The following is a 25578-nucleotide window of genomic DNA, read 5'->3' on the forward strand; positions in this document are numbered from 1 at the left end:
CGCTTGCAAAACTCCCTTCCAGCGGCGGGCGACCGGAACGCCGCGATGGGAGAAGTCACGCAGGGCGGGTTCCGTCCATCCGGCCAGGGAGAGTTCGATGCACATCGCAGACCAATCGGGCGCGGCCGCCGCGCAGCGCAAGCCCCTCTATGCCCAACTCTACGTGCAGGTGCTGGTGGCGATCACCGTCGGCATCCTGCTCGGCCATTACTATCCGTCGATCGGCGAGAGCATGAAGCCGCTCGGCGACGCCTTCATCAAGCTGGTCAAGATGATCATCGCCCCGGTCATCTTCCTGACGGTGGCGACCGGCATCGCCGGCATGAGCGACCTGCAGAAGGTCGGCCGCGTCGCCGGCAAGGCGATGCTCTACTTCCTCACCTTCTCGACGCTGGCGCTCATCATCGGCCTCATCGTGGCCAATGTCGTGCAGCCGGGCGCCGGCTTCAACATCGACCCGGCAACGCTCGACGCCTCGACCGTCAACACCTATGCCGCCAAGGCGCATGACCAGTCGGTCACCGGCTTCCTGATGAACATTATTCCCGGCACGATTGTCGGCGCCTTCGCCGATGGCGACATATTGCAGGTGCTGTTCTTCTCGGTGCTGTTCGGCATCGCGCTGGCGCTGGTCGGCGACCGGGGCGCACCGGTGCTCAACTTCCTGCAGGCGCTGATGGCGCCGATGTTCAAGCTGGTCAGCGTTTTGATGAAGGCAGCCCCCATCGGCGCTTTCGGCGCCATGGCGTTCACCATCGGCAAATACGGCATCGGCTCGGTCATCAACCTCGCCATGCTGGTCGGCACATTCTACGCGACGTCGCTGCTGTTCGTGTTCGTCGTGCTGGGCGCGGTCTGCCGTTACAACGGGTTCTCCATCCTGTCGCTGCTCCGCTACATCAAGGAAGAGCTGCTTTTGGTGCTGGGCACTTCCTCGTCCGAAGCGGCGCTGCCCTCGCTGATGGAGAAGATGGAGAAGGCCGGCGCCAAGCGTTCGGTGGTCGGCCTGGTCATCCCGACCGGCTATTCCTTCAACCTCGACGGCACCAACATCTACATGACGCTTGCCGCGCTGTTCATCGCGCAGGCGACGAACATCCATCTCTCGATCGCCGACCAGATCCTGCTGCTGCTGGTGGCGATGCTCTCGTCCAAGGGCGCCGCCGGCATCACCGGGGCGGGCTTCATCACGCTCGCCGCGACGCTTTCGGTCGTCCCCTCCGTGCCGGTCGCCGGCATGGCGCTGATCCTCGGCGTCGACCGCTTCATGTCGGAGTGCCGGGCGCTGACCAACTTCGTCGGCAATGCCGTCGCCACGCTGGTGGTCGCGCGCTGGGAAGGCGAACTCGACGAGGCCAAGCTGGCGAGAGCCCTGGCTGGTACGGCCGACGACAGCCTGCCGGCGGACATCGTTCCCGCCGAGTGATCCGCAGGAGCGCACGATAGCGAATGGCCGGAGGCATCACCGCCTCCGGCCATTTCATGCCGCGAAGACGTCAGGCGGCGCGCGTTCTGCCAAGTGGCGCCAGCGCTCTGCCATCGGCGGCGAACAGATGGCAGTGGGACGGATCGACCTGCATCGCGATGGGGCTGTGCAGCGGGGTGGTGTCGGTGCCTTCGGTCTGCACGACAAGCCTGGCCGTCTCGCCGATATCGGCATGCAGGATGGTCAGGCCGCCGAGCCGTTCGGCCAGCACCGCCTCGCCCTTGAACTGACCGGCATCGGCGATGCGGATATGCTCCGGCCGGATACCAAGCAGCAGTTCGCTGTCCGGCGCGAGCGCGCCCGCCGCGGCCGGAACAACCAGGCTGGCCTCGCCCGGCAAGGCAACCACAACGCCGTTCCCATCGGCCGAGACAACCCGCACCGGCAGCATGTTCATCTTCGGCGAGCCGATGAAGCCGGCGACGAAGACATTGGCAGGGCGGTTATAGAGATCGAGCGGGGAGCCGACCTGCTCGATCGTGCCGCCATTGAGGACGACGATCTTGTCGGCCATGGTCATCGCCTCGGTCTGGTCGTGCGTGACATAGACGATGGTGGCGGCGAGCCGCTCGTGCAGTTGCATCAGTTCCAGCCGCATGTTGACGCGCAGTGCCGCATCAAGGTTCGACAGCGGCTCGTCGAACAGGAAGACTTTCGGTTGGCGCACGATGGCGCGGCCGATGGCGACGCGCTGGCGCTGGCCGCCGGACAGTTCCTTGGGCCGCCGGCCGAGCAGATGCGACAGCTGCAGCACGTCGGCGGCGGCCTTGACCTTGGCGTCTCGCTCGGCCACCGGCAGGCCGGCGATCTTCAGCGCGAAGCCCATATTCTCGGCGACCGTCATATGCGGATAGAGCGCGTAGGACTGGAACACCATGGCAAGGCCGCGTTCGGAGGGATCGACCTCGTTGATGCGGGCGCCGTCGAGCATAAGCTCGCCCGCAGTGATCTTCTCCAGGCCCGCGATCATGCGCAGCAGCGTCGACTTCCCGCAGCCGGACGGGCCGACGAAGACGACGAACTCGCGGTCGCCGACATCGAGATCGACGCCCTTGATGACCTCGGCATTGCCATAGGACTTGCGCACGCCGCGCAGCTTGAGTTCAGCCATTGAAGTCCCTCCTCTTGTCCGGGTAGGTGCTTGGACCGACAGGCATGCGGGCCGCCAACGCACCCAAATCATCAAACAGCACAAGGCTGGCGGCGCCGACCAGCCCAGCATGGCGGCCGAGTTGCGCCTGGACCACCGGTACGTCACGATAGGCGCGCATGGCGCGTTGCCGGATAGTCGCCTCGATGACCGGATGCATCAGGTCGAGGCCATTGCCGATGCCGCCGCCGACGACCAGCACGTCGGGCGAATAAAGATGCAGAAGATTGGTGAAGCCGACGCCCAGCCAGCGCGCTTCCTCCTCAAGCAGGGCCAAAGCGAGATCGTCCTGCAGCCGCGCCGCCTCGACCACGTGGCGCCCCGTAACCTCGGCATTGGCCGAGAGGCGACGCAGCGTCGAGCCATCGAATGCCGACGTCGCGGCGTTGGCGCGGCGGCCAAGTGCCGTGCCCGAAGCAACGGCCTCGAAGCAGCCGACGACGCCGCACATGCAGCGCTCGCCTTCATTGGTGATCGTCATATGGCCGATCTCCGCGGCAAGGCCGCGGCGGCCGTGCAGGATGCGCCCATCGGCGACGACACCGCCGCCGATGCCGGTCGAGACCGTGATGAAGACCAGCGAGCGTGCGCCATGGCCGGCGCCGAAGCGCCATTCGCCAAGTGCCGCCGCGTTGGCGTCGTTCTCCAGCCGCACCGGCAGGCCAAGCCGCCGCTCGAGGATGTCGGCCAGCGGAACGTCCTGCCAGCCGACCAGCGTCGGCGGCCCGACGGCGATGCCGGCCAGCGGATCGAGCGGTCCAGGCGCGCCGACGCCGACGCCGACAATGGCGATCGCAGGCGCCTCGGCATGGACGGTGGCCGCGAGCGCCTCGATCTGGCCGATCACCACCTCGGGGCCAGCCTGCGCCTGTGTCGGCACGGCGGCGAAGGCCAGGATCTTGCCGTCACGGTCGACCAGCGCGGCACGAAGCTCGGTGCCGCCAAGATCGATCGCGAGGGCGGCTTCAGTGCTCATGCCGCGACCTTCAGCCCATGCAGCCAGCCGATGCGGCCGCCCAGATCCTTGTCGCCAAAGGCAAGCGAACCAAGCACCACGGTCTCGGCGCCGGCGGCACGCAGCAGCGGCACGGTCTCGTGGCGGATACCGCCATCGGCGGCAAGAACGACGGCAGCCTCGCGACCAGCCTCCCGCAGGATGGCGCGGGCAGCACCCAGCCTGTCGCAGGCTGTCTCCGACAGGCCCTGGCCCTTGACACCGATCGCGGTGCCCAGCAGCGTGACGAAGGCGACCTCGGAGACGAAAGGCTTCACCGCCTCGACCGGTGTCTCCAGCCGCAGCACCACGCCGGCTTCGGCGCCGAGCTCACGGGCCAGTCGAACGGCGCGCAACCCCGCTTCGCCGTTTTCGGCATGGACGCTGATCATGTCGGCGCCGGCCTCGATGAACTGGCGTGTCTGCGCCTCGACGATCGCCGCATCGACCATCAGATGGACGTGGATGGGCTTGGCCGTCAGGCCGGCAATGCGGGCGACGAGATCGGGGAAGAACAGGAAGGACGGGGCGAAGTGGCCGTCCGCTACATCGATGTGATGCAGATCGACATAGGGCTCGATGCGCTTCAAGTCGCTCTCGAAATTGGCGAGATTGGCCGACCAGAGCGAGAATTCGGCGATCAAGCGATCGCGCGGTAATGCGGCGATGGCGGCCGGGCCTGACAGAGGCTTTGAAGTCATGATTGGTCCTGGTTGTTGAAATTTCTGTCGAGAAAGCCGCCGATGGCGGCGCGGATTTCGGCGAAATGGCGATCCTTGTCGGAGGCCTTTGGCGTGACCTCGGCGAAGACCGCATTGGGGATGGTCTCGGCAAGTTCGCGTGCGGTCACCAGGGGATGGACGAGGTCGATGCCGCTGCCGATGATGAGCGTGGGTATTACGAAGCTGGCGGCTTGCGCCCGCGTCACGCCAGGCCCGTCATTGGCGATCGCCTGCATCACCTCGGCAAAGACATCAGCGTTTTCGCGCTGGAAGAAGCCGAGCAGCGAGGCGAGATTGTCCGGCGCCTCTGAGCGAAAGCGGGCTGATGTCGCGGAGGACGCGAAAGCGTCGCGGGCCTCAGCCAGTGGACGTCGGCGGATGAGGTCCGCAACTTCCGTGTAAGGGCACATGTTTTGCGGCGCCGCAGCAAAGGCCCAGGCGGGACGCACCAGCACCAGGCCAAGCACGCGGTCCGGGTGGTAGGCGGCAAGCCGCAACGCGATCGCTGCCCCCATCGAGATGCCACCGGCGATGAAGCGGTCAAGCCCGGCCGCATCGGCGGCGGCCAACACGTCATCGGCGAACATCGCGATCGAGAACGGACGCTTGCTGCCAGCACCGGAGCCGCCCTGCGCACGGCACTCGACGGTGAGCCGGCGGCGTGACGGGCTGTCAGGAAAATTCTGCGCCACCTGATTGGCATCGCCGCCGAGGCCATGCTGGAAGACGACGGGAAGCCTGCCCTGCTCCGTGTCGAAGACACGAAGGGCGGCATCGTCGCGACGCATGACGGTAGGCACGGCGCTCATCAGAGCAGTCCCCGCAGGAAGGCGGCGACATCAGGCGCCTCATCAGCGGACAGGCCGTGGGTGACGAGCGCACCGTCGAAACCCACTCCCTTCAGCCGCGCGACGAGATCGGAGAAATCGACAATGCCTTGCCCTGCCGTGGCGAAGCGGCCGTCGCCATGCCGGTCCTTGGCGTGCGCCATGGCGATGTGGCCGGCGGCCTCCTCGATCGCGTCCGCAACGATCGCACGCGCTTCGTCCGGCGTCGCGTGCTCGAACAGGTTCGCCGGATCGAGCACGATCTTGAGATGGCTGGAGCCCATGTCGGCGATCAGGCGCGTCGCATCGGTAGCGGAGGTGACGATGTTGGCCTGCTCGGGCTCGATGCCGAGATCGACGCCGGCTTCTTCCGCCAACGCCAGCGCCTTCGCCATCTCGGCAGCCATGTCGGACCAGGCGGCCGGTGTGGCATTGTCGGGATGATAAGCCCATTGATCGGCGGCATTGCGCGAGCCGGTGCAGAGCGTGACCAAGGGAATATCCAGGGCAGAAGCCGTCTTGATGACGACGGCAAGGCGCCGCAGGCCATCGTCGCGCACGGCCTTGTCGGGATGCGCCATATTGTAGGTGCCCGACAGCGCTGCGACCGAAACGCCTGATGATTGCGCGGCAGCACGGATGGAAGCGATAGCATCCGCTGGTACCGCATCCGGCATCGACGGCAGGCCGGCGCAGGCGAGATTGAACTGCGTCGTCTCGTATCCGGCCTGCTTCACCGCAGCCAGCACAGCGGCCGGGTCGCTGCCCGTAAAAGTCTTGGCGAAGATGCCGAGGCGCATCAGACCGTACCCGAAACCGAGGTGAGCTCGACCCGCTCGCCGGATACAACCGAGCGCGCAATCGCCACCATGGCGCGGATCGAGGCGATGCCGTCCTCGACATTGGCGCCGCGCATCGGCGCGCCGTTCAGTACGGTATCGGCAAGACCTTCCAGCTGGCGGCGGAAGAAGTGGCCGTCGGCGCCGAGCGGTTTGCGCGAGGTCGCGTCCTTCTCATGAAAGATGTCGACCTCGCTGGCGCGGAAGTACCAGGGGTTGAATGTCTTGGCGATGACCGAACCGTTCTCGCCATAAAGCTGAAACCCTTCGTGCCAGTCCATGCGTACAGCCACCGTAAGATCGAGATGGCCGAGCGCGCCGCTGGCGAATTCGGTTTCGACGAACCAGCAATAGGCGCCGAAGCGCTCGTTGAGGCGGGCGCGCACGGCGGTGATCTCGCCGCACAGGAAGCGCGCGGTATCGACGAGATGCGAGCCGTGCGCGAGCATGAAGTACTGCCGCAAGTCGGCCTTTGGATTGCCCGAAGGTTTCCTCGCCAGCTTGCTGGTGACGGGCAGCGGCTGAATGGCGTCGGTGTTGGTGTAGCGATGGGTGGAATCGCAATACCAGGCCTTCAGCGCCAGCACCTCGCCCATCTCGTCGCGGACGAAGTCGCGGGCCGCCTCCAGTGCCGGGTCGAAGCGCTTCATGTGACCGACCTGCAGCACCTTGCCGGAGCGTTTCACCGCTGCCGCGAGAGCCTCGCCTTCCTCGACAGAGGTGCCGATCGGCTTTTCGCACAGAACATGCTTGCCGGCGTCGAGCGCCTTGATCGACATCGGCACGTGATAGGCGTCAGACGTCGCCACGATCACCGCCTCCAGCTCGGGATCGGCGAGCATCGCGTCATAGTCGGCATACATCTTCCGGGGCTCGTAGGTGGCGCCCATGCGGGCGAGCAGATCGGGCGCCGCGTCGCAGATGGCGTAGAGGTCGGCGTTTCCGGCCTTCGCGCAGGACTGCAGATGCGCGAACTGCGCGATGGGGCCGCAGCCGAGCACACCGACTCGCAGGCGTCTGTCTTGTTTCTTGATCATCGTCTCGTTCTTCAGGCGCCGTAGCCGCGCATTGTCTGGCGATTGGTTTTCACCGCGCCGGCGGGATCGGCGGCGGCCGTTTCGGATTCCTCTTCCAGCACCAGCCAGCCGTTGAACTTTGGCGCGGTGTTCGCGATCTCGATGACCGCCTGGGTGTCGCAGACGCCTTCGCCCAGCATCGCCCAGGTACCGTTGGCGTCGACGTCCTTCAAATGGATATAGCGGATGCGGTCGCGATAGGTGCGCAGCGTGTCGGCCATGTCCTTGTGGCCGCGCAATATGTGGCCGGTGTCCGGCACCCAGCCGACCAGGGCGGGGTCGAGCAAGGCAAAGATCCTGTCGTAATCGGCGCGGTCGAACAGCAGCGTGTTGTGGTGCGAGCTCGGATGCACCGCCACCTGGACGCCAGCCTTGCGGCCAAGCTCGCCGGCCTTGTTGTAAACCTCGGCGGCGATGGCGAACTTGTCGTCGCGCGGCCCCTCGGACACCACGGTTGCCGACCCCATCGACACCAGCGCGCCGGGAAAGGCGGAAGCGAAATCGATCCAGCGCTGCGCCGCCTCGAGGTCGGCGCCGATCTCCTCCTTGAGCGTGAAACCGCTCTTCGAACCGAAGGCGAAGGAGACGAGCGTCAGGCCGGAGGATTTCAGCGCGGCGGCGAACTCCGACGGCCGGTCGGCGTAGCGGCCGATCATGGTGTCGGTGATCTCGATGCCGGCATAGCCGCCATCGGCGATCGCCTTCAACAGATCGTCGGGGCCGCCGGTCCAGGCTTTTCCAAGCATTTCCCAGGTAAAGGTCTGGCAGCCGACCTTGAGCTTCGTCTGTGTCATGTCGTTCATTCCTTGACGCCGCCCTGGGTCAATCCCTCGATGATGTGGCGCTGGAAGAACAGCACCAGAAGGATCAAGGGCACCGTCACCACGGCGGAGGCCGCGGCGATGTCACCCCAGGGGACGTAATAGAGGTTGGTGAAGTTGGCGATGCCGACCGGGATCGTCTGCCGGTCGATGTTGGAGGTGAAGGCGAGCGCGAACAGGAATTCGTTCCACGCGGTGATGAAGGCAAGCAGGCCTGTCGTCACCAGGCTCGGCAGCGACATCGGCAGGATGATGCGCCAGAGCAGGCCAGGGACGCTGACGCCATCCATGCGCGCCGCCTCGTCGATCTCGCGCGGCAGCGTCTCGAAATAGCCGAACAGCACCCAGGTGACGAGCGGCAGGCCGAGCGCCAGGTACGTGATGATCAGCGCCGTGTAGGTATCGAGCAGGCCGAGATTGGTGGCGACGAGATAGAGCGGGCCGACCAGCGCGATCTGCGGGAACATCGACACCGACAGGATGACCATAAGGACGCCGAAGCGGCCCTTTATGTTGAGTCGCGAAAGCGCGAAGGCGGCAAGCGAGCCGACAAACAGGCACAGGAAGGTCGTTGCCAGCGAGACCACCAGCGAGTTCCAGACGTAGCGGTGAAGCTGCTTCTCGAAAAAGGCGTTGTAATAATGCTCCAGCGTGAAGGGATGCGGGATCAGTGACGGCGATCCCGAGGTCAGCATCTTGTCGAGTTGGAACGACGTCGAGAACTGCCAGAGGAACGGTCCGCCCGACCAGACGAGGATCAGCACGGCGCCGGCATAGATGAAGAACGTCTGCAGCGGTGAGCGCGTATCGTTCATCCCGCCCTCCTGATCTGGCGGACGAGATAGACGACGAAGACCAGCGCGATGAGACCCTCGGTGATGAACATCGCTGTCGACACGGCCGAGCCGTAGCCGAACTGCAGCGTCGAGAAGAGTACCTTGTAGGACAGCGTCGACAGCGTTTCGGTGGAATCGGCGGGGCCGCCGCCGGTCAGCACATAGACGAGGTCGAAAACGCGGAAGGCATCGAGCGCGCGGAACAGGCCGGCGATCAGCAAGGTCGGCATCAGGAGCGGCAAGCGGATATGCCAGAAGGTGATCCAGCCCTTGGCGCCGTCCATGCGCGCTGCCTCGATCAGCGAATTGGGCACCGTCTGCAGGCCGGTCAGAAGCAGCAGCGCCATGAACGGCGTCGTCTTCCAGACATCGGCAATGATGATGGTGATCATCGCCGTGTCGGGTGAGCCGTACCAGTTGATGTTCTGGTCGATCAGCCCGGCATGCAGGAGGATGTAGTTGACGATGCCGTTTTGGCCGTCGAACAGCCAGCCGAACATCTTTGAGGTGACTACGGTAGGCATCGCCCAGGGCACCAGCATGGCCGCGCGGACGAGCCCTCGCCCCTTGAAGGCTTCGCACAGGATCAGCGCCATGCCGAGCCCGATCACCGTCTCCAGCACTGTCGAGGCGGCAGTGAACCACATTGTGTGCCACCAGGCGTTCCAGAACTGCGGGTCGCCCCACAGCTGCACATAGTTGGAAAAGCCGATGAAATCCTGATCCTGCGTGATCAGCGAGGTGTTGGTGAGCGAAAGATAGAGCCCGTTGACGATCGGGTAGAAGGAGACTGACGCCAGCGACACGAAGGCCGGCGTCAGCAGGATGAGGGCCCAGAAGGCGCTGGGGAGCGCTCTGCCAAGCCGCCGCGGCCGGCCAGCGCCTGGAATGGTGGCGGCCGCGGTCATGGTCAGGCGACGATCTTGTTGATCTGGTCGGCGAGCGCGTCCATCTCGGCCTGGACCTTGCCGGAAACCAGCGCCTTGGAGATGCCGGACTGCAAGGCGAGCGTCACCTTGGCGTATTGCGGCGTGATCGGCCGCGCCGTGGCGCCGGTGAACACTTTCTCCAGGCTCGCCATGAAGGGCTGTTCCTTCTTGATCTGCTCGTCCTGGAACAGCGCCGGCCGTGTCGGCGCCAGGCCGAAATTCAGCGCGATGCGGTGCTGGGTCTCGGTCGACGACAGCCAGCTGAGCAGCTCGATCGCGGCCTCACGCTGCTTGGAGTTGGCATTGACGCCAAGCTGGTAACCGCCGAGGCAGGCAGAGCTCTTGCCGCCGGGGAACGACGGCAGCGGTGCCACGCCAACCTTGTCGACGACCTGCGAAGCCTTGGCGTCCTGCGCGATCGGGTAGACATAGGACCAGTTGCGCATGAACATCGCCTTGCCCGAGGTGAAGGGCTGGCGCGACGGCTCCTCGTCCCAGGACAGCACGTCCTGCGGGCTGATCTTGGTGGTTGCGATGGTGTCGTGCAGGAACTGGATCGCCTCGACCGCACCCTTCTGGTTGATCAGCGACGACTTGCCGTCGGGCGCCAGGATCGCACCATTGTTGGAGGTGATGATCTCGACGGCGTCGCAGACCAGGACCTCGGCCTGCTTGCCCTGCCAGAGATAGCCGAAGTCGACATCACCGGCCTTTTGCGCCGCAGCGGCGATGGTGGCCATGTCGGCCCAGTTTTCCGGCACCTTGCCGCCGTGCTTTTCCAGCACATCCTTGCGGTAATAGAACATGCCCGAATCCATGAACCAGGGAAGGGCCGTGAGCTTGCCGCCATAGGTACAGGCGTTGAGGGTTCCGGTGAAGTAGGCGCTGCGCTTGTCAGCCGGGAAATACTCGTCCAATGGCAGCGCCCATCCGGCGGCGGCAAAGCCGGCGATCCAGATCACGTCCTGGCTGAAGACATCGGGCGTGCCGTTGCGGCGGGCGAGCTGCTGCACCAGACCCTGGTAGACTTCGGTCGAAGAGCTCGGCGGCGGCAGCTCGATGTTCTTGACCAGGATGCGGTCCTGCGATTCGTTGAAGGCCTTGATCAGGTCGCCGAAGGTCTCCTTGCCGAAGAAGGCCGCGCTGGCGAAGCTGATTTCGGCGCGCGACTGGGCACGGGCGCGGCCAATGCCGAGGGACGTCCCCGCCCCGAATGCGGCCGCGCCGAGCAGGCCGGCGGAACCGATGAGAAACTGGCGACGATCGGCGATCGTCACATGCCCCACAGGCTTAGGTGCGGCGGTCGGCCGTTTTTTCATATCTGTCATTTTCTCTCCTCCTAGGGCTGGCAGCCTCCCGATGTCGCGCCAGCATTTCCGCATGGTCTATAAAAATTTTACGCGCGTCAATATTTAAAATGTTGTATAGCGTTTTTCGAAGGCGATCCATTGTCAGGGCAGTGGATTCGACAAAGCATGACCATGTTGGGAGGACCGATCGAAAATGCAGGCAGAATCAAAGGCAAAGCTCGCAATCGGCGTTATCGGATGCGGCAACATCTCGATGACCTACCTGCGCAATGCCGCCCTTTTCGGCGGAATCGAGTTGCGGGCCTGCGCCGATATCTCCGCCGATATGGCGGCGTTGCGGGCGAAGGAATATGGCATCGAGGCGCTTGGCGTCGATGCGCTGCTGGCCGACCCCGAGATCGATCTTGTGCTTAACCTGACCATTCCCGCCGCGCATTTCGACATTTCGTTTTCGGCTCTTTCAGCGGGAAAACACGTCTTCACCGAAAAGCCGCTGGCGACGTCGGCCAGCGACGGGCGGCGGCTGGTGGCGGAAGCGGCCAAGCGGGGCGTCCTGCTCGGCTCGGCGCCTGATACGTTCCTCGGCGCCGCCGGCCGCCGGGCACGGCGCCTGATGGATGAGGGCGCCATCGGCCGCCCGGTCACCGGCACCGCCTTCATGATGGGGCGCGGCATGGAGCACTGGCATCCCAACCCGCAATTCTACTACCAGCCGGGCGGCGGGCCGGTGTTCGACATGGGGCCTTATTATCTGACCATGCTGGTCAATCTGCTTGGCCCCGTCGCGCGCGTCATGGCGATGGCGACGCGCGGCCAGGAGGAACGCCTGATCACTGCAGAGGGACCGTTCAAAAACACCACCTTCAAGGTCGGCACGCCGACCAACGTTTTGTCGCTGCTTGAATTCCGCTCCGGCGCCACTGTAACTTTCGGCGCTTCATGGGACGTCTTCAAGCATTCCAACCATCCGATCGAACTGCATGGCACGGAAGGCTCGTTGCGCCTGCCCGATCCCGACACGTTTGGCGGCACCGTCTCGCTGTCCGAACGCGGCGCGGAGTGGAAGGATTTCGCCAGCGAAAGCGAACTCTACGGCGCCCGCAACTGGCCCTATGCGGCACCTGACCGCGCCAACTACCGCATGCTCGGCGTCGCCGATCTGGTGCGCTCGCTGAAGACCGGGGCAACGCCTCGCGCCTCCGGCAATCTGGCGCTGCATGTGCTGGAGATCATGGAAGCGATCCTGCGCTCAGGCGAAACCAAAAGCTCGGTCGCCATTGCCGGTGACGTCGTCCAGCCGGCGCTGCTGACCGAGGACGAGGCAAGCAGCCTGCTCGCCTAGAGTCGGATGATTTCAGGTCGAATCGAGCCGAAATCATCTCGGCTTTGAATCAGAGAGATAGAGCATGATGTCGTCCGAAAACCGCTTCACACTTTTCGGCATCATGCTCTAGGCACGGCCATGATGGAGATGGCGATGACGCTCGATCCTGATGCCTTGCGCGCCCTCGAAATCGGCCGTGCGGCCGGCGGCGAGCCGTTCGAGAACGGCAGCGTGACGGCGGCACGTGCCGCCTACAGCGCTTCCTTCCCGACGCAGCAGGGCGAGCACGAACCGGTCGCGGCAACCTCGCAGCGGCAGATCGACGGGCCGAATGGCCCGGTCACTATCCGTGTCCATCGCGGCATCGGCGCACCGCGAACCCGGGCACGTGCCGTACTCTATCTGCATGGCGGTGGCTGGGTCATCGGCAATCTCTGCTCGCATGACGAGATCTGCCGCTGGCTGGCCAATCTGGCTAACGCCGTCATCGTCTGCCCCGATTATCGGCTGGCGCCGGAGCACAAGTTTCCTGCCGGGCTCGAGGATTGCACGGCAGCGCTCCGCTTCATGGCGGAAAACGCCAGAGAGCTCGGCATCGACTCGGCGCGCATCGCCGTTGCAGGCGACAGCGCCGGCGGCAACCTTGCCGCCGTTCTGGCGTTGCTCGCCCGGGACAGGCTGGCGCCGCCGCTTGCCGCCCAGATCCTGATCTATCCCAACACCGATGCGCGCCAGACGGCGGACAGCTACCGGCGCTTCGGCGACGGCTTCGGGCTCACGGCCGCCACCATGGCCTGGTTTCGCGACCACTATGTGCGAACGCCGGACGACATCACGGACTGGCGCGTCTCGCCGCTGCTTGCATCAAGCTTGGCTGGTGCTGCACCAGCGTTTGTCATGGTCGCCGGCCACGACATCCTTGCAGACGAAGGGACGGCTTATGCCGAACGCCTGCGCGTCGAAGGGGTGCCGCTGGTCCTGCGGCACTGGCCAGGTCAGATCCACGGCTTCGTCTCGATGGGGCGCCACATTCTGGCGGCGCGGCAAGCGGTGAGCGAGGCGGCGGCCTGGCTGCAGTTGCAGACGCGCGCTCAGGCCGATTGACGCATCACCAGCGTCGCGCCGAGCTTGACGTTGCGCGCCATCTCCTGCCCGGAGGAATCCGCCTCGTCCAGCAAGGCCAGCAGCATCTCGACGCTGCGGCCGGCCATGGCGGCAAAATCCTGCGCCATGGTGGTCAGCGCCGGACAGGTGTAGCGGCTCAGCGGATGATCGTCATGGGCGGCGACACGGAAATCGCAATCGGCCCTACGGCCGATCTTCAGCCCGCGCGAAAAAGCGGCAGACATGACGCCAAAGGCGAGACGGTCGTTCGCGCACAACAGTGTGCGGGCCGGCAGGCCGCCCTTCTCGAGTGTCCTCTCCATCCATTCATGGCCGATGCGCTCGAAATCCCAGCTGTAGTCGCCGGCCGCCTTGAGAACGACGGGTTCCAGGCCGGCGGACTGCATCGTTTCAATATAGCTCCGCAGGCGTTCGCCCGAATTATGGTTGACGTGCGGAATGTCGACATAGACCGGCGGCTCGCCCGACCGGCAGAGATAGTCGACGATGGTCGACGTGCTCTGATGGTTGTCATTGCCGACGAAAGGCGTGTCGCCCTCGATGTAGGTGTCGAAATAGACGATCGGAATATCCTCGCTCATCCGCTCGAAGACGCCGGGTTCGGAGACCAGCCCCAGCGGAGCGACGATGGCGCCGGCAACCTTCAGCGACATCAGCGTCTTGACCGATTCCGCCTCCAGTTTCGGCGAACCGTGCGAGGAGATGACGATCGGCCAGAAACCCTCGTCGCGGCAGCGCAGTTCGATGCGGCTGACCATCTCGGCATAGAACGGATCGGTGAGCGCCGGCACGACAATGCCGACATTGCGGGTGCGCTTGCGGTTGAGATTACGCGCGAAAACATTCGGCTGATAATCCGATGAACGCAGTGCGGCCTCGATGCGCGCCCGGGTCGCCGGCTTCACGCTCGCCGGATCGTCGAAATATTTCGACAGGGTCGGCCGTGATACGCCGGATGCCCTGGCGAAATCATCCATCGTGCGGTGGGTCTTCTCCGCCATCGATATTTCCAGCCCCTTTGCCCCGCGCCCGCCGAAAACTTTCCGGCCGGGCCAGAATCAGTCCTGCGACCGTTGCCGTCAGGCAGCATTGCTTGACCGAATTTGTTCAGTCAAATTTTCGCGTTTCCAGTACAATGCAAAAGCATTGCGCACGTCAAATTATTTATTGACGCTCTGAAAACGGCAACCTAGGCTTTGGACCTGTACGGACGTGGAGAAGGCGCTCGGCAACCGGCCGCGGGGCAGTCTGGTGAATGGTGAGAACATGAAGAAACTGGTTTGCGCCGGCGAGATCCTGGTCGAGATCATGGCCGAGCGGATCGGCCAGAGTTTCCTTGCCCCCGGCCCTTTGGTCGGCCCGTTTCCCTCCGGCGCGCCGGCGATCTTCATCGACCAGGCGGCGCGGCTTGGCCAGCCGGCGGGCCTGATCGCAGCCGTCGGCGATGACGATTTCGGCCATTTGAACATCGAGCGCCTGCGCGCCGACGGGGCCGACATCTCAGCCATCAAGGTCCACCGGGGCGCCGCCACGGGTACCGCTTTTGTGACCTATGAGACCGATGGCAGCCGGCACTTCGTCTACAACATCAAGCACAGTGCGGCCGGCCTGATCGAGATCGGCGCCGAGGCACATGCGTTGCTGGCCGGTGCCGACCATTTTCACGTCATGGGCACCTCGCTGTTCTCGCCCGAGGTGATCGAGGTGGCGCGCAACGGGATCGAAGCGGTCAAGGCGCGCGGCGGCACAGTGTCCTTCGACCCCAACATCCGCAAGGAGATGCTCGATCTGCCGGGCCTGCGCGACGCGCTGCATTTCGTGCTGTCGAAGACCGATGTCTTCCTGCCGAGCGGTCCGGAACTGTTCATCTTCGCCAAGGCGACCGACGAGGAGAGCGCGGCGCGTGAAATGCTGGATCGCGGTATCTCCACTGTGGTCGTCAAGAAAGGCGCGCAAGGCGCCGTTCATTACGACAAGACCGGACGGACCGCGGCGCCGGGCTTCATCGTCGACGAAATCGACCCGACCGGTGCCGGCGACTGTTTTGCAGCGGCCTTCGTCTCCCTCTGGCTGCGTGGAGAAGCACCCGAGAAGGCGCTGCGCATCGCCAATGGCTGCGGCGCGCTGGCGGTGACGAAGAAGGGACCGATGGAGGGCATCGCCTCGCTTGCCGCCGTCGAAGCCTTCCTTGCGACCGCCAAGGCCGGAGCGCCTGTATGAGCCGGGCTACGGACAGGCTGGCGGCCATAGCGGCGCGCCGAGCGGCGGGCGAACGCTGCGGCATCACCTCGATCTGCTCCGCTCATCCGCTGGTGATCGAAGCGGCGCTGCGCCATGGCAAGGCGCGCGACGCTGATGTGCTGATCGAGGCCACCTGCAACCAGGTGAACCACGAGGGTGGTTATACCGGCATGACGCCAGGGGATTTCCGCCGCTTCGTCGAGACGATCGCCGGCAAGGTCGGCTTTTCCCTCGACAGGCTGGTGCTCGGCGGCGACCATCTCGGCCCCAATCCGTGGAAACACCTGCCGGCACCAGAAGCCATGGCGAAAGCCGCGCGCATGGTCGACGCCTATGCCATGGCCGGTTTCACCAAGATCCACCTCGACGCCAGCATGGGCTGTGCCGGCGAAGGTGCCGCACCTCCCGATGCGACGATCGCCGCGCGCGCCGCCGAACTGGCGGAAGTGGCCGAGGCCGCGACCGAACGCACCGGCGGCACCAAGCCGGTCTATGTCATCGGCACCGAAGTGCCGGTGCCGGGCGGCGCGCTGGAAGCAATGGACCATCTGGCGGTGACGACGCCGGAGGCCGCGCGTGAAACCGTGCGCATCCACCGCGATGCCTTCAGCCGGCGCGGCCTCGACCAGGCCTTTTCGCGGGCGCTCGGTGTCGTCGTGCAGCCGGGCGTCGAATTCGGCAACGCCGAGGTGATCACCTATGAACCGGAACACGCCCGTGCATTGGCCGGCACGTTGCGGGATCTGCCTCAATTCGTCTTCGAGGCGCATTCGACCGACTACCAGCCGGTCTCGGCACTGACCGCGCTGGTCGATGACGGCTTCGCCATTCTCAAGGTCGGGCCGTGGCTGACCTTCGCGCTGCGCGAGGCGCTGTACGGCTTGAGCCATATCGCCGAGATTCTGGTTTCCGACCCGGCGCGCGAAACCCTGCCGGCGGCGATGGAGCGCGTCATGCTGGCGGCCCCGGACAATTGGAAGAATTACTATCATGGCTCCGAGGCTGAACAGCGGATCGAACGCCATTTCTCCTACAGCGACCGCATCCGCTATTACTGGCCGGCACCGGCAGCCCGGCAGGCCGTGGATGCGCTTATGCAGGCGCTCGGCGACCGCGACATCCCCCTACCCCTCATCAGCCAGTATCTCGGCCGCCTCGACGCCGCGGTGGCGAACCGGTCCGTGGTGCCAAAAGCCGGAGAATTGCTGATCGCCAGCGTGACGGACGTTCTCGATATTTACGCCGGCGCAACCGGCTGACCACAGCTCTATCTCTTTGTTTTTGACGCAATTCCGGACGGAAAACCGCTCACACTTTTCCTGGAATTGCTCTAAGGCAGCAGGACCAGCGCGCCCGTCGTGCGGCGCGATTCCAGATCGCGGTGCGCATCGGCGGCGTTGGCGAGATCGTAGCGCGTCGGCGCCTCGACCCTGACCACACCCTGGCGAAGCGCCTGAAAAAACCTGGCGACGTGCGGCGCGAGTTTTTCCGGCGTGTCGGTGAAATGGCCATAGTTGGGTCGCGAAATGGTCAGCGACTTCGACGCGAAGCGGCCGATATCCCAATTGCCGATCGGCCCGGAGGCCTGGCCGAAGCTGACGAGATGGCCGCGCACGGCAAGGGCCGCGAGCGAGCCGGCGAAGGTGTCGTTGCCGACCGCGTCATAGGCGACATCGGCGCCCCTGCCCGCTGTCAACCGCATGACGGCGTCGGCGAAATCCTCGCGGGAATAGACGATGACATGGTGCGCACCGAGACGCTCGACGATGCGGGCCTTGTCGTCGCTCGACACGGTCGCGACCACCGTCGCGCCGAGATGACGTGCCCATTGCACCAGCAACTGGCCGATGCCGCCGGCCGCCGCATGGATGAGGACGATTTCGCCCGGCTTCACGACATGAACGTCATGCAGCAGGAAGCTCGCGCTGACGCCCTTGAGCAGGCCGGCGGCGGCGATCTCATCCGTGATGTCGTCCGAAAGATGAACCAGCAGTTCAGGCGCCATGTTGCGCCGCTCGCTGTAGGCGCCGACCGGCGGACAGGCATAGGCGACGCGGTCGCCGGCCGAAAAGCCGGACACCGCCGAGCCGACTGCCTCGATCATACCGGCCGCTTCCATGCCGGGCACGCCGGGCGGCTTCAAAAGGTCGAAAAACCCGGTGCGGCAATAGACGTCGATGAAATTGACGCCGATCACCGTGTGACGTATCCGCACTTCGTTCGACGGCAGCGGCGGCAGTTCGATATCCCTGAGTTGCAACTCCTCCGGTCCACCGTAACGCTCGACAAGGATCGCACGGGTCGTTGCGGTCTGGCCAGGCGCGATCCTTGGCGCCGCCTGCGGCATGTCGATGGGCGGGCCCGGCGCAACAATTGCCTGGGGCGGTCTCGTCTCGGCTGGCGAGCCCACGCTCCGGCGCTTCAGAAGATTGCGCACCGCCGCGAAGCCGGCCCGATAGATGCCTTCGGTGACCAGCCTGACCAGTTCGTCGCGGCGATGCGCCGGCGGCTGGAATTCAGAGCGCCATTCCCAGAAGGTGGCATTGCCGTCGGTCACCGGCTTCAGCCGGATCGAGGCGACATAGCCCATCAGAGGCAGCGGCGCTTCGAGCAGGCAATAGCTCAGCCGGCGGTCCTTGTCGGATAGTGCCAGCAATTGCTCGCGCAGTTCGCCGCCGTCATTCAGCCGGAAGTGGCGCACGGCGCCAACAGCATCGACCGGTTCGCCACCTTCGATTTCGCTGAAGGCGATGGCAGGATGCCAGCGGTCATGGCCGTTGAAATCGCGCAGGATCGCCCAGACCTCGTCAACCGGTGCCTCGATGATCGTGCTCTGGCAAACCTTGACCATCGGCCGGCGTCAGCGCCCGAACCGGTGTTTCAGCGCGCTCAGGGCGGTCTGGAAGACACGATTGCCGATCTGATGCATCAAGGCCGCCTCGCGATCGGGCGCGCAGTCGAACTCCGCCTGCCACTCGGCGAGCGTCAGATTGCCGTCGGTGATCGGCGTCAGCGACAGGGTGGCGACATAGTTCTCCACCGCCATCGGGCTTTCGAGGATCGCGTAGCTGCACGACAGGTCGTAGTCGGACAGCGCCAGCAGCCTTTCGCGGATGCGGCCGCCGTCCTTGAGCGTGAAATTCCTGATGCAGCCGATCTGGTCGGCCTGCGCGTTCTGCTCGATGCGGCTCTCGGCGACGAACGGCGCCCAGCTTGGCAATGCGTTGAAGTTGCGGACGATCTTCCAGACTTCCGCGGCCGGAGCCGGAATGACCGAAGAGACGTAGACTTTGGTCATTCTAGGCAACCATCGATATCTGCAGCCGCACGATCATCCCGTCAGTGATCGCGGTCGTCATCGTCGTCCTTGGCGGCCTTGCCCTTGCCCTTCTTGTCGCGGGTCAGGCTGGAAATGTCCTTGGCGTCGCGCAGCACGTCGGTCATGCGGCCGAGCGAGCCGCCCTCGATGCCGATCTCCTTCATCAGATTGTCGATCATCGGCGCCTGCACCCGGTAGCGCAGCGCGGAGTCGATGACCTCGTCGGTGACGTTGCGGTTGCCACCCGTACCGCCATTGATGCCGTCGACATGCAGGATCTTGATGCCGTCGATCTTCTCCATCGGCTTGACGCTTTCGCGGATGATGCCTTCCATGTGGTCGAGCAGCTTGCCGCGCAGTCGGCCGGCGCGCGCTGCCTCGGAAAGGATGTTCTCGGCCTCGTTGAGCTGGCGATGACCTGACGCGTCGACCTCGTAGCGCTGGGCCGCGGCAAGGGCGTGGATCTTCTCCGCTTCCGCCGAAGCGACCGCGGCGATCTTCTGCGCTTCCGCCAGGCTTTTCGCCGCCTTCATCTCGGCATCCGCGGCGGAAGTGATGCGCAGCGCCTCGCGCTCTGCCTCGCGCTGCGCTCCGATCAGGTCGGTCAGTTTGCGGCGCTCGGCGATCTCGCGTTCGCGGGCGGTGAAGGCCTGTTCCTCGGCCTGGACGGCCTTGGCGCGTACCGCTTCGGAAGCCGCGATCGCCGAGGACCGTTCCTGCGTCTTCTTCGCGATGTCGATCGCCTTCTGGATCTCCGCGATCTCGATCTTCTGGTCGCGATCGACGCCCAGTTGGCGGATATCGCGATCCTTGATCAGCCGCGCTTCCTCGATGCCGCGCTCGGTGGTGATGCGGGCGCGCTCGACCTCTTCACTGGCCGAAATCTCAGCCTCCTCGAACGCCTGGCGCTTGGCGATCTGCAGTGCTTCCAGATGCCGCTCGCGTTCGATGCGGATCTCGTCCACCACCCGTTCCTGCGCGATCCGTGCCGTCTCGGTGGCCTGGTTCTCGACGATCTCGGCGCGGCGTTTTTCCGCCTCGGCCCTGGTGACTTCCAGCGCCTTTTCGGCAAGCGCGATCTGGCGTTCCAGTTCAGCGACTTCGAGCAGTTTCTTGCGCTCGATCTCGAGCTTGCTTTGCGCGCCCTCACGCTCGATGCGGGCCTTCTCCAGCGACAGTTCGAGCGCGATCTGCTCGCGCTCGGTCAATTCGCGCATCTTCATCTCGGTCTCGTCGAGCGAACGGCGGCGCGCGATCTCGCGGCGTTGCGTGTCTTCCTCGCTCTTGATGCGCTCCTCGGTGATGTTGCGCTCCTGGTTGAGCCGCGATTTTTCGACGGCCTCGCGCGACGAGAGCTGTGCCTGTTCGGATTCCTGGTCACGCAACGCACGCTCAATGGCCAATTCAGACCGCTGCGCGGCGCGACGGATCTCGACCTCGCGCTCCTGTTCGAGGCGCGCATATTCTGTGTCGCGGTCGATCTCCAGCACCTTGCGCTGTGTGTCGAGGTTCTGGTTGCGGATGTCGACCAGCGTGCGCTGTTCGATCTCGTTGCGCATGCGGCGGCGGGTCTCGATCGATTCCGTCAGCTGCGTCAGACCCTCGGCGTCGAAGGCGTTGGAGGGATCGAAATATTCGAGGCTGGTCTGGTCGAGGTCGACGATGGCGACGCTCTCCAACTCGAGCCCGTTGGCCGCGAGCGACTCCTCGGCCAGCCTGCGCACCTTGGCGGCATAGTCGCCGCGCAACTCATGCATCTCTTCCAGCGTCATCTGCGCGGCGACGGTGCGCAGCGCGCCGGCGAACTTGCCTTCCAGCAATTCGCGCAGGCTGTCGGGCTGCAGGGTGCGGCGGCCAAGCGTCTGCGCGGCAGCGGCCACCAGTTCACGGCTGGCGCCAACGCGCACGAAGAACTCGGCGATCAGGTCGACGCGCATGCGGTTGCGGGTGATCAGCGCCAGCGCATCCTCGCGGCGCACCTCGATGCGCAGCACGTTCATGTTGACCGGAGTGATCTCGTGCAGGACCGGGATGACGAAGGCACCACCATTCACCACCACCTTCTCGCCCATGAAGCCGGTGCGCACGAACGCCGTCTCCTTGGTCGAGCGGCGATAGAGCCAGCGCAAGATGTAGACGGCGATCACCACGACGACCGCGGCAATGATCAGCCACAACAGGAAAGCGCCAAAAGTCTGCGCGTCCATGATCTATCCTCCCCAAGACAATGCGGTCGGCACGGGGCGACCGGCGATATTTTCAAACATCCACCCGCAGGGTGGCGAAGTCCAATTCTTCATGCCCGCCTCTGCAGCTTGGGCGTGACCGCGTGGAAAGCGGCGATCACCGCGTCGACGAAAGGCGCGTCGTTGATGTTGGCCCGCACCCGCTCGACATGGCGCAAGGGCGTGCGGCGCACCGTCTTCTCGATCGCCTCGAACAAAGCGTTGTCGGCTTCCGGGTCATGAAAGGGCTGACCAGGCGCGTCGAGCATCGAGACGCCGCCCTCCGGCAGCAGGAAGCGCACCGGACCGTTCATGGCGTTGAGCCGCGTGCCGATCCATTCACCGAAGGCGCGGTTCTCGTCGCGCGTGGTACGCATCAGCGTGACGTTGGGGTTGTGGATGACGAATTTGCGGCTGCGGAATTTCTCCGGCACGCTGTCGCGCGGGCCGAAATTGACCATGTCGAGCGCGCCGGTCGAGCCGACATAAGGCAGCCCGGTGCGGATCGCCGCGCCGAAGCGATCCTCCGTCGCCGGGAACACGCCGCCGACGATCATGTCGGCCACCTCAGTGGTGGTGAGGTCGAGGAAGGCCGACAGCAGCCGGGAATCGCCGAGGTTTTCCATCGCCCGCCCGCCAATGCCGGTGGCATGGAAGACGAGGCAGTCGTAGTCGGCTTCGAGACGTCTGGTCACCGCTTGCACCAAGGGCGTAGTGACGCCGAACATGGTGATGCCGACGGCCGGCCGCGCCAGCTTGCGTCTTGTTTCCCAAGCCTCGGCATTGGGCAGTTGCGCGACCATGCCGGCCATGGCGTGCGCGGCGTTGGACAACACCTGTTCGGTGATCGAGTTCAGCCCCTGAACATCGGCCACCGAATGGAACATCATGATGTCGGCGCCGCCGACATATTTGGCGACATCGCCGGCCGCCACCGTCGAGACCATCAGCTTGGGGATGCCGACCGGCAGCACGCGCATGCCTGCCGTCGCCAGCGTGGTGCCGCCGGAACCGCCCGCCGAGATGACGCCGCCGATGCGCGGCTCGCGCTCGATCCAGCGTGCGAAAGCTTCCGCCATGGCGCTGACCGAGCCGCCGCGATCATTGGTGAAGACGGCGGAGGATCCCCGCACGTGCATCCCGGCCACCTGCATGGCGGGCACATCGGCGCTGGTCGGCTTTCCCGATGTCGACAGGTCGACGGTGCGCACGGGCAGACCAAGCGACTTCAGCCGGTCGGCAACGAAGCGCAATTCCTTGCCCTTGGTGTCGAATGTGCCGACGACCAGCACCGTCCTGCCGATGCGTTCGGCGAAGGGGATGGCGAAGACCTTCTTCAGGTCGTCCTGCGGTGCCGTCTTGTCGACCGCGGCCTGTCGCAATTCGGTGACCGGCACGTTCCAGCGATTGGGCAGTTCGGTGACCGGTCGATAGACGCCGCTCTGCGGCATCGGTTCGGTCGAGGCTGCGCCAGCCCTGTCGACGCGATAGACTTCCGCCAACTGTTCCCGGGCCTGCGCGGCTTCCGCCGGCGTGACCGGTGCTTCCTCGGCATGGCGGCCGACGCCGAGCAGCCGCTGCTGCAACTCACGGTCGGCGGCGAGCGCCTTGGCATCCATCAGCCGGTTGATGCGGCCATTGACCATGATGGCGACCTGGTTCGATACCGCGGTCGCCACACCGATATTCTGCTCGATGACCAGCACCGCCATCTCGCCTTCGGCGGCGAGGTCAACCAGCATGCGCTCGACCTGGTCGACGATGACCGGCGCCAAGCCTTCGGTCGGCTCGTCCATGACCAGCAGTTTGGGATCGCTGAGCAGCGCACGCGAAATCGCCAGCATCTGCTGTTCGCCGCCCGACAACTGCGAGCCGCCATTGGCACGGCGTTCGGCGAGCCGCGGAAAGGTCTGGTAGACGCGCTCGACCGTCCAGCTGGCATCGCGCCTGTTGCCGGCGGCCAGACGCAGATGCTCGTCGACGGTCAGGCTCGGCCAGACACGGCGCCCTTGCGGGACATAGCCGACGCCGAGGCGGTGGATTTCGTGCGGCTCAAGAGAGGTGATCTCCCGGCCATCGATGCGGATCGAACCGGACTTCGCCCGTTTCAGCCCAACGATGGTGTTGCAGAGCGTCGACTTGCCCATGCCGTTGCGGCCGACCACCGACAGCACGCCGCTTTCCAGCGTCAGCGACACGCCCTGCAGCGCATGGCTTTCACCGTAGAAGACCTGCAGGTCGTCGATGCGCAGCATTGCCTTGGCGATCTTTCCGGGACGCTCAGCCATGCTTGCCCCCGAGATAGATCTCCTGGACTTCCGGGTCGGCTTCGATCTCCTGCGGCGTGCCTTCCTTGAACAGGCGGCCATTGTGCATCATCGACACATATTCCGAGACGCGCAGCGCGACATCGAGATCATGCTCGATGATGATGTAGCCGATATGCTTCGGCAGCGCGTTGAGGATGGCGACGAGGTCGCGACGCTCGGTCGGCGACAGGCCGGCCGCCGGCTCGTCGAACAGGATGAAGCGCGGCGCGCCCGCCAGGGCCAGCGCGATCTCCAACTGCCGCTGCTGGCCATGGCTCAGCGTCGCCACCAGCGTGTCGCGATAGGCTTCGAGGTGCACGGCGTTGAGGATCGATTCCGCCTGCACCATGTTGACGTCGGTCGTTGCCGGACGCAGCAGCGAAAACCGCCGACGCGAGACGCCGCGACAGGCGAGAAAGATGGAATCGAGGACCGACAGCCCCTTGAACAGTTGCGAAATCTGATAGGTGCGGCGCAGGCCGCGCCGGATGCGCTCATGCGGCGGCAGGTCGGTGATGTCCTCGCCGAAGAAACGGATGCGCCCCGCCGTCGGCAGGAAATCGCCAGTGACGGCGTTGAACAGGGTCGTCTTGCCGGCGCCGTTGGAGCCGAGGACCGCGCGCCGTTCGCCGGCCGCGATCCTCATATTGATGCCCGAGAGTGCCACCAGCGCCCCGAAATGCCGCGCCACGCCGTCAAGCTCCAGCGCATAGGCGCCGGTGCTCTGGAGACGGTTTGCTGCGAAGCTTTCGGTCACTGGCGGCTGCACTCAAGCGTGGGGTTACGGGCAGCTCGGATTGTCGCGGTTGACCGCGCCGAGCTTCATGAACTCGTCTTCGGGAATGCCGAGCGTCTGGTTGACCTGCGGCACGACCTTGACCAGCTTGTTGAGGAGATTGCCGTCGGCGCCTTCGGTGACCTCGGTCAGGAAAATGTCGGCGATGGCGTTGCGGTTCTTGTCGAGCGACACCTTGCCCGTCGGCGTGTCGAAGGACAGCTTCGACAGCGCGTCGCGCAACTTCTTGCCGCCATCGGAGACATCGCCGCCGACCTGGTCGAGACCAAGCAGCGTCGCCTTCATGTCGACATAGTAGCCATGGGCGAAGAGCGAGGGTGACGGAAACGCGCCCGGCTGCTTCTTGTAGGCCTCGACGAAGGCCTTCCAGGCCGGCGCGTCGTTGGTGTCGGCGGTCGGGCCAGCGGATGGAGTGCCCTTCAGCACGTCCTTCAGCTTGCCTTTCGACGTCAGCACGGTCTGGTCGACAGTGATCGAGCCGCCGATCAGCGGCGCGGTGCCGCCGCCCTGCTGGTACTGGGTCAGGAAGTTGACCGCGTCGGCGCCGCCGAGCGCGACGTAGATTGCGTCGACATCCTCAGGAATGGCGGCGATGACCGAGGAAAAGTCCTTGTTGCCGATCGGCACCCAGGATTTCGACGGCACATGGCCGCCGGCCTTGCAGAATTCGGCCATGAAGCCGAACACCTGCGTGTAGGGGAAGGAATAATCCTCGGCGACGGTGGCGACCTTCTTGTAGCCCTTGTCCTTGAAGGCATAGGTGCCGAGGCCGGCCATCCACTGCGCGCCATCGGTCGAGAAACGGAAGAAGTTCTCAGCCGGATCGCGCAACGTGGTGTCCTGCGCGGCCGATGTGCCGTTGATGAAGGTCACGTTCGGTTGCGTCTTGGCGTAATCCTTGACGGCGATGCCTTCGTCACCCGAAAGCGGACCGACCAGCACCTTGACGCCGTCCTGCTCGACCAGCTTGCGCGCCGCGCGCACGGCGCTGTCGGGCGAAGCATCGGACGAGCCCTTGACGATCTCGATCTTCTTGCCGGCGACGGTGCCGTTCATCTCGGCAACGGCGGTCATGGCGCCGCGCTCGCCGTCCTCGCCGAGCACCGTGAACGGGCCCTCGAAGGTGGCGAGCAGGCCGATCTTGATGGTGTCGTCGGCAGCCAGTGCCATCGAAGGCGCGGTCAGCCCGGTGAATACCGCCAGCGCCAGCAATGTCCGTCTATGCATTCTCATCATTTTCCTCCCTTTG

22 protein-coding genes are annotated in these 25578 nt (G+C 65.0%); 5 read left to right on the forward strand and 17 right to left on the reverse strand.

Annotated features, from left to right (window positions below):
• Nucleotides 1-97: 97 nt before the first annotated feature.
• On the forward strand, nucleotides 98-1426 hold the full coding sequence (locus tag MesoLj_RS29425) for a dicarboxylate/amino acid:cation symporter (protein ID WP_202323481.1): 1329 nt from the start codon (nucleotides 98-100) through the stop codon (nucleotides 1424-1426).
• Between the two features lie 70 nt (nucleotides 1427-1496).
• On the opposite strand, the gene MesoLj_RS29430 is transcribed toward MesoLj_RS29425, so the two are convergent.
• Genes MesoLj_RS29430 through MesoLj_RS29475 form a run of 10 tightly spaced genes read right to left on the reverse strand, consistent with a single transcriptional unit; the run spans nucleotide 1497 to nucleotide 11008 of the window.
• Nucleotides 1497-2597, reverse strand: a complete 1101-nt coding sequence (locus tag MesoLj_RS29430) for an ABC transporter ATP-binding protein (protein ID WP_202323482.1) — start codon at nucleotides 2595-2597, stop codon at nucleotides 1497-1499.
• Complete coding sequence (locus tag MesoLj_RS29435; protein ID WP_202323483.1) at nucleotides 2590-3612, reverse strand: ROK family protein; 1023 nt, start codon at nucleotides 3610-3612, stop codon at nucleotides 2590-2592. The genes MesoLj_RS29430 and MesoLj_RS29435 overlap by 8 nt, the downstream gene beginning before the upstream one ends.
• Entirely contained in the window at nucleotides 3609-4331 is a 723-nt protein-coding gene (locus MesoLj_RS29440) for a ribulose-phosphate 3-epimerase (RefSeq protein WP_140769257.1), read from the reverse strand. The genes MesoLj_RS29435 and MesoLj_RS29440 overlap by 4 nt, the downstream gene beginning before the upstream one ends.
• Nucleotides 4328-5161 (reverse strand): alpha/beta fold hydrolase, encoded by an 834-nt coding sequence (locus MesoLj_RS29445; RefSeq protein ID WP_202323484.1) that lies wholly within the window; start codon nucleotides 5159-5161, stop codon nucleotides 4328-4330. Before MesoLj_RS29445 ends, MesoLj_RS29440 begins: the two co-directional genes overlap by 4 nt.
• The gene (locus tag MesoLj_RS29450) at nucleotides 5161-5979 is read right to left on the reverse strand and encodes a sugar phosphate isomerase/epimerase family protein (RefSeq protein WP_202323485.1); all 819 of its coding nucleotides are present in this window, start codon (nucleotides 5977-5979) and stop codon (nucleotides 5161-5163) included. Before MesoLj_RS29450 ends, MesoLj_RS29445 begins: the two co-directional genes overlap by 1 nt.
• The gene (locus MesoLj_RS29455) at nucleotides 5979-7055 is read right to left on the reverse strand and encodes a Gfo/Idh/MocA family protein (protein ID WP_202323486.1); all 1077 of its coding nucleotides are present in this window, start codon (nucleotides 7053-7055) and stop codon (nucleotides 5979-5981) included. Before MesoLj_RS29455 ends, MesoLj_RS29450 begins: the two co-directional genes overlap by 1 nt.
• Nucleotides 7056-7066: 11 nt before the next feature.
• On the reverse strand, nucleotides 7067-7888 hold the full coding sequence (locus MesoLj_RS29460) for a sugar phosphate isomerase/epimerase family protein (protein WP_202323487.1): 822 nt from the start codon (nucleotides 7886-7888) through the stop codon (nucleotides 7067-7069).
• 5 nt (nucleotides 7889-7893) lie between these two features.
• The gene (locus tag MesoLj_RS29465; protein WP_202323488.1) at nucleotides 7894-8730 is read right to left on the reverse strand and encodes a carbohydrate ABC transporter permease; all 837 of its coding nucleotides are present in this window, start codon (nucleotides 8728-8730) and stop codon (nucleotides 7894-7896) included.
• Entirely contained in the window at nucleotides 8727-9659 is a 933-nt protein-coding gene (locus tag MesoLj_RS29470; protein ID WP_140769268.1) for a carbohydrate ABC transporter permease, read from the reverse strand. Before MesoLj_RS29470 ends, MesoLj_RS29465 begins: the two co-directional genes overlap by 4 nt.
• Before the next feature lie 2 nt (nucleotides 9660-9661).
• The gene (locus tag MesoLj_RS29475; RefSeq protein WP_202323489.1) at nucleotides 9662-11008 is read right to left on the reverse strand and encodes an ABC transporter substrate-binding protein; all 1347 of its coding nucleotides are present in this window, start codon (nucleotides 11006-11008) and stop codon (nucleotides 9662-9664) included.
• 175 nt (nucleotides 11009-11183) lie between these two features.
• Between MesoLj_RS29475 and MesoLj_RS29480 the strand changes: the two genes are divergently transcribed.
• On the forward strand, nucleotides 11184-12332 hold the full coding sequence (locus tag MesoLj_RS29480) for a Gfo/Idh/MocA family protein (protein ID WP_202323490.1): 1149 nt from the start codon (nucleotides 11184-11186) through the stop codon (nucleotides 12330-12332).
• A 135-nt stretch (nucleotides 12333-12467) separates the two neighbouring features.
• Entirely contained in the window at nucleotides 12468-13418 is a 951-nt protein-coding gene (locus tag MesoLj_RS29485; protein WP_202323491.1) for an alpha/beta hydrolase, read from the forward strand.
• Here MesoLj_RS29485 and MesoLj_RS29490 read toward each other — a convergent pair.
• Nucleotides 13406-14440, reverse strand: a complete 1035-nt coding sequence (locus tag MesoLj_RS29490) for a LacI family DNA-binding transcriptional regulator (protein ID WP_202323492.1) — start codon at nucleotides 14438-14440, stop codon at nucleotides 13406-13408. The genes MesoLj_RS29485 and MesoLj_RS29490 overlap by 13 nt on opposite strands.
• Nucleotides 14441-14705: 265 nt before the next feature.
• Between MesoLj_RS29490 and MesoLj_RS29495 the strand changes: the two genes are divergently transcribed.
• Both MesoLj_RS29495 and MesoLj_RS29500 read left to right on the forward strand, forming a co-directional pair.
• Entirely contained in the window at nucleotides 14706-15659 is a 954-nt protein-coding gene (locus MesoLj_RS29495) for a sugar kinase (protein WP_202323493.1), read from the forward strand.
• Entirely contained in the window at nucleotides 15656-16939 is a 1284-nt protein-coding gene (locus MesoLj_RS29500) for a D-tagatose-bisphosphate aldolase, class II, non-catalytic subunit (protein ID WP_202323494.1), read from the forward strand. Before MesoLj_RS29495 ends, MesoLj_RS29500 begins: the two co-directional genes overlap by 4 nt.
• A 71-nt stretch (nucleotides 16940-17010) precedes the next feature.
• Here the strand turns inward: MesoLj_RS29500 and MesoLj_RS29505 are convergent, their stop codons facing one another.
• From MesoLj_RS29505 to MesoLj_RS29530, 6 genes are all read right to left on the reverse strand, one after another.
• On the reverse strand, nucleotides 17011-18531 hold the full coding sequence (locus MesoLj_RS29505) for a zinc-binding dehydrogenase (protein ID WP_202323495.1): 1521 nt from the start codon (nucleotides 18529-18531) through the stop codon (nucleotides 17011-17013).
• Nucleotides 18532-18540: 9 nt separating this feature from the next.
• Entirely contained in the window at nucleotides 18541-18978 is a 438-nt protein-coding gene (locus MesoLj_RS29510) for an SRPBCC family protein (RefSeq protein ID WP_202323496.1), read from the reverse strand.
• A 41-nt stretch (nucleotides 18979-19019) separates the two neighbouring features.
• Nucleotides 19020-21206: a flotillin domain-containing protein gene (locus MesoLj_RS29515; protein WP_202323497.1), complete on the reverse strand. Its 2187-nt coding sequence runs from the start codon at nucleotides 21204-21206 to the stop codon at nucleotides 19020-19022.
• A gap of 89 nt (nucleotides 21207-21295) precedes the next feature.
• Nucleotides 21296-23512 carry an ABC transporter permease gene (locus tag MesoLj_RS29520; RefSeq protein ID WP_202323498.1) on the reverse strand — a complete coding sequence of 739 codons (2217 nt, stop codon included), beginning with the start codon at nucleotides 23510-23512 and terminating at the stop codon, nucleotides 21296-21298.
• The gene (locus MesoLj_RS29525; RefSeq protein WP_202323499.1) at nucleotides 23505-24290 is read right to left on the reverse strand and encodes an ABC transporter ATP-binding protein; all 786 of its coding nucleotides are present in this window, start codon (nucleotides 24288-24290) and stop codon (nucleotides 23505-23507) included. Before MesoLj_RS29525 ends, MesoLj_RS29520 begins: the two co-directional genes overlap by 8 nt.
• 24 nt (nucleotides 24291-24314) lie before the next feature.
• A complete protein-coding gene (locus tag MesoLj_RS29530; RefSeq protein WP_140769287.1) occupies nucleotides 24315-25562 on the reverse strand; it encodes an ABC transporter substrate-binding protein in 1248 nt (415 codons plus the stop codon).
• Nucleotides 25563-25578 lie beyond the last annotated feature (16 nt).

Source organism: Mesorhizobium sp. 113-3-9, assembly GCF_016756515.1.
Classification (GTDB): Bacteria; Pseudomonadota; Alphaproteobacteria; order Rhizobiales; family Rhizobiaceae; genus Mesorhizobium.

Coding starts and splice junctions, on each gene's coding strand:
- MesoLj_RS29425 (WP_202323481.1), top strand. CDS start 98: ATGCACATCGCAGACCAATCGGGCGCGGCCGCCGCGCAGCGCAAGCCC.
- MesoLj_RS29430 (WP_202323482.1), bottom strand. CDS start 2,597: ATGGCTGAACTCAAGCTGCGCGGCGTGCGCAAGTCCTATGGCAATGCC.
- MesoLj_RS29435 (WP_202323483.1), bottom strand. CDS start 3,612: ATGAGCACTGAAGCCGCCCTCGCGATCGATCTTGGCGGCACCGAGCTT.
- MesoLj_RS29440 (WP_140769257.1), bottom strand. CDS start 4,331: ATGACTTCAAAGCCTCTGTCAGGCCCGGCCGCCATCGCCGCATTACCG.
- MesoLj_RS29445 (WP_202323484.1), bottom strand. CDS start 5,161: ATGAGCGCCGTGCCTACCGTCATGCGTCGCGACGATGCCGCCCTTCGT.
- MesoLj_RS29450 (WP_202323485.1), bottom strand. CDS start 5,979: ATGCGCCTCGGCATCTTCGCCAAGACTTTTACGGGCAGCGACCCGGCC.
- MesoLj_RS29455 (WP_202323486.1), bottom strand. CDS start 7,055: ATGATCAAGAAACAAGACAGACGCCTGCGAGTCGGTGTGCTCGGCTGC.
- MesoLj_RS29460 (WP_202323487.1), bottom strand. CDS start 7,888: ATGACACAGACGAAGCTCAAGGTCGGCTGCCAGACCTTTACCTGGGAA.
- MesoLj_RS29465 (WP_202323488.1), bottom strand. CDS start 8,730: ATGAACGATACGCGCTCACCGCTGCAGACGTTCTTCATCTATGCCGGC.
- MesoLj_RS29470 (WP_140769268.1), bottom strand. CDS start 9,659: ATGACCGCGGCCGCCACCATTCCAGGCGCTGGCCGGCCGCGGCGGCTT.
- MesoLj_RS29475 (WP_202323489.1), bottom strand. CDS start 11,008: ATGACAGATATGAAAAAACGGCCGACCGCCGCACCTAAGCCTGTGGGG.
- MesoLj_RS29480 (WP_202323490.1), top strand. CDS start 11,184: ATGCAGGCAGAATCAAAGGCAAAGCTCGCAATCGGCGTTATCGGATGC.
- MesoLj_RS29485 (WP_202323491.1), top strand. CDS start 12,468: ATGACGCTCGATCCTGATGCCTTGCGCGCCCTCGAAATCGGCCGTGCG.
- MesoLj_RS29490 (WP_202323492.1), bottom strand. CDS start 14,440: ATGGCGGAGAAGACCCACCGCACGATGGATGATTTCGCCAGGGCATCC.
- MesoLj_RS29495 (WP_202323493.1), top strand. CDS start 14,706: ATGAAGAAACTGGTTTGCGCCGGCGAGATCCTGGTCGAGATCATGGCC.
- MesoLj_RS29500 (WP_202323494.1), top strand. CDS start 15,656: ATGAGCCGGGCTACGGACAGGCTGGCGGCCATAGCGGCGCGCCGAGCG.
- MesoLj_RS29505 (WP_202323495.1), bottom strand. CDS start 18,531: ATGGTCAAGGTTTGCCAGAGCACGATCATCGAGGCACCGGTTGACGAG.
- MesoLj_RS29510 (WP_202323496.1), bottom strand. CDS start 18,978: ATGACCAAAGTCTACGTCTCTTCGGTCATTCCGGCTCCGGCCGCGGAA.
- MesoLj_RS29515 (WP_202323497.1), bottom strand. CDS start 21,206: ATGGACGCGCAGACTTTTGGCGCTTTCCTGTTGTGGCTGATCATTGCC.
- MesoLj_RS29520 (WP_202323498.1), bottom strand. CDS start 23,512: ATGGCTGAGCGTCCCGGAAAGATCGCCAAGGCAATGCTGCGCATCGAC.
- MesoLj_RS29530 (WP_140769287.1), bottom strand. CDS start 25,562: ATGAGAATGCATAGACGGACATTGCTGGCGCTGGCGGTATTCACCGGG.